An 11,773-nucleotide genomic window follows, 5' to 3' on the forward strand; every position below is an offset into this window, starting at 1 on the left:
GGGTCGGGTACAGCGATTACGCACGGGAGGAATTCTACAGCATGGGACGATATGAACAGCAGCGAAATTTCCTGAAGTCCAACTTTCTGGAGTTCAAGCACGTGAAGACGGACAAAATCAAGGGTCTGCCGCAGCCCCCGGCCGTCAAACCGTATTCTTCTTCATCCGTTATCGTCGATCTGCCGGAATTTAGCGGGGACATTGCGGGGCAGGCCACGGTCTATGACTGCATCAAATCCAGAAGAAGCACCCGCTTCTACGCGCAGGAGAGCCTGCGTCTGGAGGAATTATCCTATCTGCTCTGGGCCTCGCAGGGAATTACCGGAGCGACCAAAGGCGGACTTATGCTGCGGACGGTGCCGTGCAGCGGTGCTACGCACACGTTCGAGACCTATCTTTTTATCACGCGGGTCGAGGGTATTCCCCAGGGGGTCTACCGGTATTTGCCGGTGGAGCATAAGCTTCTCTTCCTGTTCGAGCTGGATGAGATTGATCAGAAGATTGATGCCATCACCCTGGAGCAGCCCTTTGTTCCGAACTTTGCCAAGAAGGCAGCTGTCCTGTTCGCCTGGAGCACGACGCCCTACCGTTCCGAATGGAAATATGACATCTCCGCCCACAAAAAAATCCTGATCGACATCGGACATGTCTCCCAGAACCTTTATCTCGCGAGCGAGTCCATCGGCGCAGGAGCCTGCGCGATCGGGATCTACGACCAGAACCTGATCGACGACGTATTGGGGCTGGACGGCGAGGAAGAATTCGTGCTGTTCTTGAGTGCGGTCGGGAAGAAGAGGGAATAAATCAGGCGAAAGAGGAAAAGGACAGGGCTTAAGCCCTGTCCAAACATTCAGTTTTCCAACAAGGAAAGCCTCCCCAACTGTCCGACAATGTAGTTCCGCAATTCTGGATTACAGCAATATACGAAACAACCCTTCATTCCTCTAGACATTAAGATTTTGTATATATTTTTAATTAATTTAGTAAGCTGCTCATTATTATTTTTCAGTCCTTTTTTTCCTTGTTTATCCTTATACTCGTCAAAGTCGGCATAAATATGCTTAGACTGAGGGTCATACTTTAAGTCGTTTCCTATAATGACACCCACAAAGTCAAATTCTAATCCCTGTGAAGTATGTACGCATCCCACCTGCTCAATTCCGCGTTCATCAATAGCCCACGTAGAAAGCGCCCGCCCATTCCAAGGCATCTCGAAATTGTACTCTGGTATAGTTACATCTCCAACTTCTCCATTTGGATTACCTTCTTTAGCATCGGTCCATTTCCATGCATATCCAGCCAACATCCGGGCCTTGTATCCTTCATTTACTTTTTCTTTTATTAGTTTATATACATCATTTGGATCTTCTACTAGTTTAAATCGAAAAACATCTTGGTCCCATCCATCAAAGTTTGCCGTTTCTCTGATTTGAAAAATGTGATCTATCCAATTTAGAAAACCTTCCGCTCCTGCACATCTAAATTGTGCAGATAAGGTATACTCCAGAATCTCAGAATGATTAATTGTCGCAATTCGCTTTATTTCTTCAACGCTGCCAATATCATCAGGCCTAATCCGTTGATTATCGTCAATGAAAAAAACATTTACTTTTGATGCTTTTATTATGTCCTCGACTTGATTTATACCCTGATACATATAAGCACCTTTACCCTTGAGACGGTGAGCTTCATCCACTATAAGTACATCAAAGAAATTAGCAGGCGAATTATAAAATTGACCCGAGCCAGAGAATAAAACTCTCGCTCTTGTTTTATCTTTTGCCTGCTGCTTAATTAATGTTTCAACCATAGCTGTTCTGAATGATGCATTGGGAGCGACAAATTTTACATTAAGCTTCTTCTTCAAAAGATCGCCTAAGGCATTCATTGAGATAACTGATTTTCCTGTCCCCGGTCCTCCCTTAACGATTATTGTTTTCTTATTTGTTAGTTCCTTTGCCTCGCTAAGAATCGATTCATAGGCAACCTTCTGTTCATCTAGTAGAGTAAATTCTGAGTTTCCTTTAAACAATCCATTTACGTGTTCAATTAATTTCTTAGAAGGGCGTATTTTTCCGTTTTCGATTAAATAAAGAAGATTGATTCCATCTCCTTTACCGATATGTTTATAAAGGAACTCCTGAAGCTTAACTCTATCCTCTGATAAAAATAGAGGAGCCTTTGCTATCGCAGATTGATATTGCTGATGTTGAAGTGGATCTGGTTGTCGGGTTCTATAATTATGCAAGTATGCACAAGAATAGCTCTGCAGATGATTCTTTTGGATTGCCTCGTTCATATCCTCAAGGTGTTGCCTGTATGACCATGCTTGATAGGACGGGTGTGTTACTTCTCGTTCCCTGCCTCCAACCTGTGCAATAACAACATCATCTCGGTTTGTTGATTTAGCTGAATCCCACTGTTTTAATTCAACAATAACAAAGTTGCTATTCCCAGATTCATCTCTCCCTGTGACAATGAAGTCTACCCGCTTGCTTGTCGTGGGAATATTATATTCAATCATTATTCCGCAATCATCAGAAACTTCTGAATTTCGTATAACTCGTTCCATAAATTGCATTGAATTATTCCAGGCCCTAATTTCCCCGCGGCTGGGACGCATACCCATTTTCTCGAAAAAAGCTTCCTCAATAGATATAGTAAGTAAATTACTATCCACTCTCTGCCTAAACTCTAGTGCGCTGCTGCTGTAAATAATCATCTGTTACACCTCTATAATTATGTGTATTTATCTTTTTTCCATAAGCCTTCTCTATCATTTCATTAACTTTAACTTATTTTGTATTAGATCTACTAGACTACTGTTCGTAATGGACCAGCCCCTGTCCGGGACTAGCGCAACTACAATGGAATAGGCTTGCATATTGCCGCTTGAAGAGGCGCCAATGCCTGCCTCCAGAATCTCGTCCAGCACTTCCCGGCTATTTCCGTATCGACCGTTGACCGGTAACCGTGGATAAGATCTATGAGCTGCACTGCATTTCCTCCCCCTGATGCCTAGCCGTTTATTTCCCTCATTATAGCGTATAAAAAGGGCCCGGTGGGCCCCTTTCCTTCTTTTTGGCTGTGCGCTGTCCGCTTACTGCTAACTGCCGGTAAACCTCCAGACGGCTACGGCATCGTCAATTCAAACTTCGTACCGGCATCGCCCGCAAAGACAATGGATCCGCCCCAAGGCAGCGCCGCTTGATTCTGCTCCTCCAACATACTGAAGGAGACGCAGGTTCCCTTTACATCATAGACCGCAAAGGATGCATTTTCAGAAGACTGGCCCACCTTGAGGCTTTTGCCTGCATCCTCCTCGCTGATTGTATACCACTGGGCATATCCGCTCGGCGGGATGATAACGCTTGAGCGCTTCGTCATGCCGAGCGGCTTCACGGCATCCTGGCTCACCAGAACCCGGCCGTTCGTCTCCAGGTATTCCACGCCGTTATGCTTGACGAACGTATACCCGGAGAGGTCCCGTCCGGCTGTTCCCGGAATTTGCAGTTCGGAGACCGCCGTATTCGGACCGGTTATTCGCTTATCCTGCACATAACCTGCCAACGGCTTCGATACATCCATCTGCTGAACGGGCTGCATCAGCATATAATAGAGCGATGAGTATTTCTCTGTCAGCAGGTAATACTTCTTGCCATCCCGCTGCATCCATGCCTTCGCGGTCGCTGCCGGGAGCTTCTGGGGTTCGAGCTTCTCGCCGCTATATTCCGATACCGCAGTCTGCCCGAGTCCCAACAGCGGCGTGTATTGGCGATTCCATACATAGGTATGACCGTTCCCCTTTGTTACGAAGCGGATCTTCGTATTTCCATCCGTACTCCGGAATGTGCCGTCCTCCGAATATTCGTAGCGTTGGTCCATACTTCCGGGCAGTTCACTGTGGACCGTCATCACGCCGTCTGCTGTAATTTCAAGGCTGGCCGTCGCCCCTGATGCGCCATAGACTCCTGCATACTGCATCATGGACGTTGGCATTTCGGCCTTTACCGAAACGCCATACGACTTGTCGGGCTTGCGCCCGGCAATCGTTCCTTTCTCCTTCAGCGCTTGCAGCAGCATTTCATTAGCCAGAAGCTGATCATGCGTGCTGACTCCTCCAGCCGATATGACAGCGGCCGCCATCTCCTGCTCGGGAAGCACCACGAGCGAGGCGTGATAGAGGTTGGTGTCCCCGCCCTTGGTGAGCGCCTTTATTCCGTATTCGCCAAAGGGATACAGATCGACACTGTCCCAGCCGAGGCCGTATCCGATGGAGCTGTCCGCCTCATCAGGCCATAAAGGCGTCTTGTATTCCTCCTCAGCCATCGCCGCTGCCGACTCGGCGGACAATCCCGTATTGGCATTCCCCGTGAACAATTGGCTGAACCGAGCCAAGTCCTCCGCTGTGGAATAAATGCCTCCCGTCCCGATCACATTGACCCGCTCATTCGGAAGCTGTCCGATATAAGCGGGATAGTAAAGACCCGCCATCTTCGTCTCGTCCAGCGAATCGAGCGGCGTCCCTGTATGCATCATATCGAGCGGTTCCGTCATGTACCGGTGAAGGTACGCCGTGAAATCCATACCGCTGACACGCTCCACCAGTATTTCAGCCAGGGTAAATCCGTCATTGCAGTAGACCGAATAGGCGCCCGGGTCCGCCTTCAAGGTCTGTCCGGCCAGTTGCTTCAGCAGCGTATCATGGGCATAGGTATCGCTGTCTCCCAACAAAAAGGCGTTGGTAAACGATGAACCGTTCAGGCCGGAAGAGTGATTCAGCAGCATGCGCGGCGTTATTTTCTGGTAGCGTTCGTCTTTCATCGTAAAGTCGGGGATATACCGGACGACCGGCGTATCGAGGTCGACTGTGCCCCGCTCAACCAACTGCATGACCGCAACCGCAGTGAACATTTTACTGACCGAACCGATTCCGTACAGCGTATCCCCGGTGAGCGGCTTCTGCCCTTGCTCGTCATTCTTCCCGGCTTCACCGGATACGGCAATGCGGCCATGGTCGATAAGGGCGTATTGCACGCTGTATGTACCCTGCCCTTTGGACAGGAAGTCGGCTTTCTCCCGTGCAGCTTGCACGGTTGCCGGATAACGGCTCACAGCCCCGTTCCCAAGCGAGTCCGAAGCCGACGCCGTCGGTACCATTGCCGGAACCGCACTTGGCTTAGCCGCGCCCGATGAGCTCGCCTCACAGGCGCTTAGCAGCAGACACGAAGACAGCAAAGCACCGAGGTACCATTGACTTGTTCTCATAATCATTCATCCTTTACTGTCATTCATATTTTCCCTCATCCCCATTCTAGCCGAGCACACCAAAAAAGACATGCAGTAACCTCACATGTCTTCCTGGTCTTCATAAACGATAATTAAGCGTTAACCGGAGCGAACTTGGCGAAAAAGGCTTCATTGTCGCCGAACAGCTTGAAGTTCTCCTTAATCTGCTCGTCGGGCCAATTCCACCATTGAACTTCATTCAGAATTCGAATCTGCTCCTCGGAGAAACGGTAGCGTTGAACCTTGGCGGGAACACCTACGGCCACGGCATAATCGGGGATATCCTTGGTTACAACGGCATTAGCTCCAATAATGGCTCCGTTGCCGATGGTTACGCCCGGCATAATCACTACATCCGTACCAATCCATACGTCATGGCCGATATGAACCTTGCCGTTCTTGGATATCTCATGCAGCTTGAGGGTCTCTCCGGGATTCATGATTCCCGGAACATTCTCGGGCGGGATACACACATCTTTATTGACATAAAGAAAAGTATGGGTGGTAATAAACTCCGTAGGATGGTTAGGGACAATCTTGGCTCCGGGATTAATCGAACAGAATGCGCCGACTTCAGCCAACAGACCGTTATCGTCGATCAGATGCTGATAACCGTAAGAGTACTTGCCTACCTTTACTCCCGTTATTACCTGATCCTGTGTAGTTCTCGGTTCAGCCGTTCGATTCGGCAACAATACGACCATATAGTGAATATCTTTCTTTAAGCCGTAAGACGCCAATTGGTTCGAGATGGCGGGATAGTGCGAACTGGCCACTAAGATAAAGTCGGTTGGCTCGGTCTGCTTCAGAACTTTAGGATCAAGCACCAGAAGCTCTGCTACCCTCTTTCCCCACATCGAGGAGTTGTTATCGACGAAACAAACCTCGCCCTCCCACTGAAACTGCTTCAGTACAGACAGAGACATCTTCCCAATTCGTTTCGTTCCGAAAATATAAATTCGTTTCTTGGTTCTCAAAAGATCAAGAGCATCCAGGATGCTGTCCAGAATATCCTCGTACAACCCAATTCCTCCTTACAAATTATGTATTACCTCTTAGTTATCGGACGAAGGATCTGGATTGTGAAGAAAGAACAACCCATCTTAAGGCATTGCCCCTGTGACCATTTACACTTTTTTCCACATGCAATATTGATAAAATTAATGGATTACAGATTCCCTGGAAAAAGGGTGAAGAGATATGATCATCACGTTTCGCGAATACCAGGAGGAAGACTTTACGAAGGTCCGCGATATGCTGTCTGCGTGTTTTGGATGAACGGGACCTACGACAGTTGGGAGATACCGTTGGGATCTGGGAAGAAGAGACGGGCAGAGTAGGGGCGAAGCCTTCTTTCAACTCCGCCACCCGCTACCCTCGGCAGTAATAGAAGAAATGTTTCTCTTTGCGGAAAAGCATTTGTCTGTACAAGAAGCGAATCGTCGGGTCTTGCGCCTGCAAATCCCCCTGGGAGATTCGCTCCGCGAATTGATCGCTCAGCTCAGAGGCTTCCATAGACTGGATGGCGACGATACCATGTTCGCCCTTTCTCTGCATCTTCTCGGTTTAGACCGCGCCAAGCCTCCGGCCTGGTCTTACCCGTGGCGGTCAAGGCAGGAGAATCAGCTTGCCGCGGGCCTGCCCTCCCTCGCTGATGGCGAGCGCCTCCCGCCATTCTTCAAGCGGGAACGTCCGGGCAATCGGTATAGTGAATTTGCCCTCCGCGGCGTACCCAGCGAATTCTCCCAGGACCTCATAGTGCGTCGAACGGTCCTCTGCCGAGGTACGGATTCCGAGTTCCGCAGCGGCAGCGAAGTCGCTGATGGTTTTGACCCGAAGCGGATCGCCGCCGGCGATCCGGATCAGATCCGGCAGCGAGCCGCTGGGCGGCGCTGTGTCGAGGACCCTGTCTACGGGCTTTCGCGTCTCTTCCCGCACCCGTTCGGCCATCCCTTCTCCGTATGGGATTACCGCGGCGCCCATCCTTCTTAATGGTTCGCCGTAGGTTGCACCGGCAGCGGCAATAACCCGAACGCCCCGAAGCAGGGCGATCTGGACGGCGGCGAACCCAACCATGGTGCCGGCTCCGTGCACGAGCAGAGTATCGCCCTCCTTAACCTCCAAGTATTCCAGGCTGCGGAAAGCGGTCTCGGCCACCATAGGCAGCGCCGCCGCCTGAATGAAGTCCAGTCCTTCCGGGATGCGGGCCCAGTGATCCAGAATCGCTCGGTCCGATGCGCCCGCGATAGGGGCACCGGCATAATCCGCACTGCCCAGCACGGCATCCCCTACGGCAACATCGGTGATGCCCTCGCCCACCGCTTCTACAATTCCGGACACATCCAGACCGACTCCGCAGGGCAGCTCGCCGGCAAATAATCCTCGGCACAGCGCCCAATCGGCCGGATTTAACCCGCAAGCCTTCACGCGGACCCGTATACGTCCCGGTGCCGGATCCGGAACCTCCGCCTGTTCCAGATGCAAGACCTCCGCCGGTTCGCCGTAACGGTTAAAGCGGAGCGACCGGGTCATTTCAAGGTTCCTCAAATCTCCCATGCTTCCATTTCCTCCCTTTGGTATAGTTAACTGGGGTGCTACTACCCGATCATAAACGATGAAGTTAACTTGAAGGAAAGAGGCGAAAGGAGAGACGGGGATGAAAATTAACGAACTTTCCGAAAAGACAGGTTTAACGCCCCCTACCATACGTTTTTATGAAAAGGAAGGCTTGCTGGACCACCGCCATGTTCAGCGGTTGGAGAACAATTACCGCGACTATTCCGATGACGCCGTCCGCCATCTGAACTTGTTAAAAAGGTTCCAGAGCGTGGGCTTCTCGCTTGACGAACTGAAAGAGATCAATCAGGAGACGGCCGGGAATCAATTCACCCTGGCCAAGTCTATCGAGGTCCTTCGCAACAAAATGTTGGAGATCGAGCGCAAAAGAGAGGAATTCGATCAAATCTACCGAACGCTGGAGGAAATGCTGGGGCACAAAGCGGCCATGATGAAGGATATCGAGGGAGGAACAGTACGCCGCACCAGCCTATAAAAGCGCCTGTCGCCCGGCTCCGCACCGCGAACGAATATTTGAAGGGTTCATGAAACGGAGTCTCATAGCTGCCGATCAACCATTGGAACAACCCTCTATATTCGTCAAGCGATGGAACGTCCATGTGCAGATACGTGAACAATTCGGGATGCTGCATAAGCTCGAAGGACTCCATGAGATCTTCCTCCGTATACGGGCGGATGATCAGCCGTTCGGACTCCAGACGCATCCGGGATAATTCAGGGTACATCAAAGTTCCTTCTCATTCTTTCTCTACAGTCTGATAATTAAGCCAGGTTCTGTCACCATTACGGGATACACTATAAATAAACCGGCAGGAAGATTAAGGAGGAGAACATCCGATGTCCAGAGAACAGCGTCAAGCACTCGATAAAAGCCTGCGGCAACCCCGGCCCGCCAAGCCCCGGAGCCTTGAAGAAATGCGGGCGGACTTCGCCGCAATGATGGCAGCCATGTCCGTACCCGGGGACGTCCGGACCGCCCCGACAACGCTTGGGAAGCGTCCCGCTGTAAGAGTGGAGCCTGAACAGGAAGCCCGTCCCGGTCTTATCCTTTATTTTCATGGCGGCTCTTATATTATGGGTTCCCCCTATACGGCCATGTCCCTTACCGCGAGTCTGGTCAGCAGAACCAGAGTACCGTCTCTCTCGCTCGATTACCGCCTGGCTCCGGAGCATCCGTTCCCTGCCGCTCTGGATGATGCTCTTGAAGCCTATCGCGAGCTTCTGCACAACGGGATGGAGGCCTCATCCATTGTATTCGCCGGCGATTCAGCCGGCGGCGGGATTGCCGTCTCAGCCTGCCTGATGGCACGGGCTGCCGGGCTGCCGCTGCCGGCTGCGGTGGTGATGTTCTCTCCAGGTCTGGACCGGACACATTCCGGGGACAGCATCGACAGCAAGGTGGGGCTCGACCCGTTCTTTACCCGTGAGAGCTTTGCTTGGACAGATCAGCTGTATCTCGCCGGGCAGGACCCGACTCACGAACTGGCGAGCCCCGCCAGATTTGCCGATCTCGCCGGATTCCCGCCTCTCCTGCTTCAGGTCGGCACGAACGAGCTGCTTCTGGATGACTCTACGCAGTTGGCTGATCGGGCACGAGCGGCGGGCGTGGATGTCATCCTTGACGTGACCGCCGGTGTTCCGCATGTGTTCCAGGCCTTCACGGGGATACTGGATGAAGCCGATCAAGCGCTGGACCGGGCCGCCCTCTTTATTGCACAGCATCTTTGATCTGCTTCCTCCCGCCTCTAACCCCGCTGATAAGGGGTATACGGCTTTATTGCTGTAGTTCAGCGGCTTGACTCTTTCATTTCCGTCCATGTCAATTCGGTCTCGCCCTCCTCTTTATAAGCAATAGCGGGAAAGTCTGTTCTGCTCTCACCTATGCGTTCAATAATCAGATGGTACGGCTTCAGTCTCTGATGCCAGTCGCTGTCTTGCCTTGTGGAGACAGAATCGGACAAATAATCATTGATGATCGTGTGTAATTCTTCCTTGGTTAAATTCGAGTCATAGCCGATTCCAATCTGGAAGATAAGATGGCTTGGGTCGGATGCATAACCGACCAGCGTAACGCCTTGCTCCTCTTTCAATTGGCTGGAATGAAGGGCAAGGCTCTTATTGATAACGGAGAAGTCACCATTCTTACCGGAGTCCCGGCAGCCCGTCAGTGTGACAAGGATCAGCGCACTCATTGCCGCCAGGATTTGCTTTCTGTCCTTCATTCCTTATTCCCTGCCCTCTACGTTCAACGCGTTGATATGTAATTTATTGGTTTTCGCTTGTGCCTATTGTATCAGCAGTTCTCGCCGATGATCAAGAAACATAAATTATACCCTCCATATATCCGTAAGGATACATAGAGGGCATGCCAATCACGGGTTAGCTGCTCCGATCACATCTACATTATAAAGCGAATAGCCCCAGCTCGTTGCTCTTTGAATTCCATAAACCCTTACAAACTGCGCATTTGTAGGGCTGAAGGTGATATCGTCAATCCCGCCGTCCCCTGTTGCGGTCGAATAGACATCCGTCCAATGGACAGCATCGCGGGATACTTGAATTTTATAGGCTTTCGCATACGCCGCTTCCCAGTTCAGCTTCACCTCGCTCACCAGATAGTTTCCAACGAGGTCGATAAATATCCATTGCGGGTCCGAGTATGAAGAGGACCACCGGGTGGCCGCATCGCTATCGAACGCGTTGGCCGCCGTAAAGCCTTCTTCCGCAGAGCTTGCAAATGCCGGCTTGTTGACGGCAACGCTATGCGGCTCTTCGGAAGCGAGCGCTGGCCGCCCGAACATTGTGCAGGATACCAGAACAGTTAAGGCCGCAGCTAACGTTACGATTCTCTTTTTCATAAACATGGTTGGATTCCTCCTCTATCCTATTTTCTCCTGATCCAATCTTCTCTTTTGGGCCGTATCTTGGAGTATCTATGTAAAGGGTTTGAAGAATTCAAGCTTCTCCCCCTTGTTGGATCGCCCAATTATTTTAATTTAATGTTATATGTTTCCATAATTTTCTGTCAAACTTCCTAATTTCTTTATTTTGTTATTTCCAATCATTTCGGCTTTATTTTCTTTTTTTTATCCAATTATTGCATGATTACTTCCAAATAACTTCAGTTTATTCCATTTTTCTGGACTTGTTATAAAAATTATTAGTTTATTTCTGTTATAAATCAATAAAAGTTATTATTCATCTGCAAAATCAAAAAGGCACCTCAACGGGTGCCCTGCTTGTGTGTTATGTCTTGACGTATCATTAAGTCTTTACGTATCGTTTCTTGGCTGTTCCTCCAGGATAGGGGACGCCGCAGGCTGCTGCACAGGTTCCTTATCATGCTGGAGAAAAGAATGGGATGTAACATGGTTCATAAAATCCCGGATGAACATCAGCTGTTCCTCTGTGTATTTCGCCAGCAGCCGAGCCGCGCCGGCCTGAACGCGTTCGTCGAACTGCTCGTGCAGCTTGTAGATGAGATCACCCTTTGCGGTCAGCTCAAAATATAGTTCCTTCTTATTGTCCGGAATGGTCACGAACTTAATCAAACCCAGCGCTTGAAGCCGCTTCGTCAGTTTAGAAACGGTCCCCTTCGGAATCTCGAACCGGCTCGACAGCGCACTTCCGTTCGCCCGGCCGAGCTTGCCGATCCCATCCAATACATGAACCATCATAAAAGTCATCTCGCTCAATAGGGCATGCACCTGTGGATCGGTAACCTGCGCCAGCAGCCAAGCCTTTTCCTCATCGTCTTCCTGGTGGATTTTCTTCGCAAATTGCCCAAATGCTTCGAACACTTCTTGAAGCAAACGTTCATCATGAGGCTGGCTCATGCTTCCTTCTTCCTTTCAATCGTAGGATTGTCCTTAGTATAACAAATCCCTTCCCAGCGCGTAATTATTGT

General features: G+C 50.4%; 10 protein-coding genes and 1 pseudogene. 3 read left to right on the top strand and 8 right to left on the bottom strand.

Annotated elements, in window-relative coordinates:
- Positions 1 to 41: 41 nt before the first annotated feature.
- Complete coding sequence (locus F4V43_RS07275) at positions 42 to 803, top strand: SagB/ThcOx family dehydrogenase (RefSeq protein ID WP_150457570.1); 762 nt, start codon at positions 42 to 44, stop codon at positions 801 to 803.
- Positions 804 to 850: 47 nt separating this feature from the next.
- Here the strand turns inward: F4V43_RS07275 and F4V43_RS07280 are convergent, their stop codons facing one another.
- The 4 genes from F4V43_RS07280 to F4V43_RS07300 form a co-directional block, all read right to left on the bottom strand.
- Complete coding sequence (locus F4V43_RS07280) at positions 851 to 2,722, bottom strand: DUF2075 domain-containing protein (RefSeq protein ID WP_150457571.1); 1,872 nt, start codon at positions 2,720 to 2,722, stop codon at positions 851 to 853.
- A 410-nt stretch (positions 2,723 to 3,132) separates the two neighbouring features.
- On the bottom strand, positions 3,133 to 5,268 hold the full coding sequence (locus F4V43_RS07290) for a serine hydrolase domain-containing protein (RefSeq protein WP_150457572.1): 2,136 nt from the start codon (positions 5,266 to 5,268) through the stop codon (positions 3,133 to 3,135).
- A gap of 113 nt (positions 5,269 to 5,381) precedes the next feature.
- Entirely contained in the window at positions 5,382 to 6,311 is a 930-nt protein-coding gene (locus F4V43_RS07295) for a CatB-related O-acetyltransferase (RefSeq protein ID WP_223879812.1), read from the bottom strand.
- 586 nt (positions 6,312 to 6,897) lie between these two features.
- A complete protein-coding gene (locus tag F4V43_RS07300; RefSeq protein WP_223879813.1) occupies positions 6,898 to 7,845 on the bottom strand; it encodes an NADP-dependent oxidoreductase in 948 nt (315 codons plus the stop codon).
- A 100-nt stretch (positions 7,846 to 7,945) separates the two neighbouring features.
- Here F4V43_RS07300 and F4V43_RS07305 point away from each other — a divergent pair, with 100 nt between their 5' ends.
- Positions 7,946 to 8,341, top strand: a complete 396-nt coding sequence (locus F4V43_RS07305) for a MerR family transcriptional regulator (protein WP_150457573.1) — start codon at positions 7,946 to 7,948, stop codon at positions 8,339 to 8,341.
- Positions 8,342 to 8,375: 34 nt separating this feature from the next.
- On the opposite strand, the pseudogene F4V43_RS20015 reads toward F4V43_RS07305, so the two are convergent.
- Positions 8,376 to 8,591: pseudogene (locus tag F4V43_RS20015) on the bottom strand (GNAT family N-acetyltransferase); the annotation flags it as partial.
- Between the two features lie 112 nt (positions 8,592 to 8,703).
- On the opposite strand from F4V43_RS20015, the gene F4V43_RS07315 reads away from it, so the two are divergent.
- The gene (locus F4V43_RS07315; protein WP_150457574.1) at positions 8,704 to 9,594 is read left to right on the top strand and encodes an alpha/beta hydrolase; all 891 of its coding nucleotides are present in this window, start codon (positions 8,704 to 8,706) and stop codon (positions 9,592 to 9,594) included.
- A gap of 59 nt (positions 9,595 to 9,653) precedes the next feature.
- On the opposite strand, the gene F4V43_RS07320 is transcribed toward F4V43_RS07315, so the two are convergent.
- The 3 genes from F4V43_RS07320 to F4V43_RS07330 all read right to left on the bottom strand — a co-directional run bounded on the left by F4V43_RS07320 (position 9,654) and on the right by F4V43_RS07330 (position 11,702).
- Positions 9,654 to 10,088 (bottom strand): hypothetical protein, encoded by a 435-nt coding sequence (locus F4V43_RS07320; protein WP_150457575.1) that lies wholly within the window; start codon positions 10,086 to 10,088, stop codon positions 9,654 to 9,656.
- 150 nt (positions 10,089 to 10,238) lie between these two features.
- The gene (locus tag F4V43_RS07325; RefSeq protein ID WP_150457576.1) at positions 10,239 to 10,730 is read right to left on the bottom strand and encodes a discoidin domain-containing protein; all 492 of its coding nucleotides are present in this window, start codon (positions 10,728 to 10,730) and stop codon (positions 10,239 to 10,241) included.
- A 408-nt stretch (positions 10,731 to 11,138) separates the two neighbouring features.
- A complete protein-coding gene (locus F4V43_RS07330) occupies positions 11,139 to 11,702 on the bottom strand; it encodes a MarR family transcriptional regulator (RefSeq protein WP_150457577.1) in 564 nt (187 codons plus the stop codon).
- Between the last annotated feature and the right edge of the window lie 71 nt (positions 11,703 to 11,773).

This window comes from Paenibacillus spiritus (genome assembly GCF_008710135.1).
In the GTDB taxonomy this organism is placed as follows: Bacteria; Bacillota; Bacilli; order Paenibacillales; family Paenibacillaceae; genus Paenibacillus_AQ; species Paenibacillus_AQ glufosinatiresistens.

Coding starts and splice junctions, on each gene's coding strand:
- F4V43_RS07275 (WP_150457570.1), top strand. CDS start 42: ATGGGACGATATGAACAGCAGCGAAATTTCCTGAAGTCCAACTTTCTG.
- F4V43_RS07280 (WP_150457571.1), bottom strand. CDS start 2,722: ATGATTATTTACAGCAGCAGCGCACTAGAGTTTAGGCAGAGAGTGGAT.
- F4V43_RS07290 (WP_150457572.1), bottom strand. CDS start 5,268: ATGAGAACAAGTCAATGGTACCTCGGTGCTTTGCTGTCTTCGTGTCTG.
- F4V43_RS07300 (WP_223879813.1), bottom strand. CDS start 7,845: ATGGGAGATTTGAGGAACCTTGAAATGACCCGGTCGCTCCGCTTTAAC.
- F4V43_RS07305 (WP_150457573.1), top strand. CDS start 7,946: ATGAAAATTAACGAACTTTCCGAAAAGACAGGTTTAACGCCCCCTACC.
- F4V43_RS07315 (WP_150457574.1), top strand. CDS start 8,704: ATGTCCAGAGAACAGCGTCAAGCACTCGATAAAAGCCTGCGGCAACCC.
- F4V43_RS07320 (WP_150457575.1), bottom strand. CDS start 10,088: ATGAAGGACAGAAAGCAAATCCTGGCGGCAATGAGTGCGCTGATCCTT.
- F4V43_RS07325 (WP_150457576.1), bottom strand. CDS start 10,730: ATGTTTATGAAAAAGAGAATCGTAACGTTAGCTGCGGCCTTAACTGTT.
- F4V43_RS07330 (WP_150457577.1), bottom strand. CDS start 11,702: ATGAGCCAGCCTCATGATGAACGTTTGCTTCAAGAAGTGTTCGAAGCA.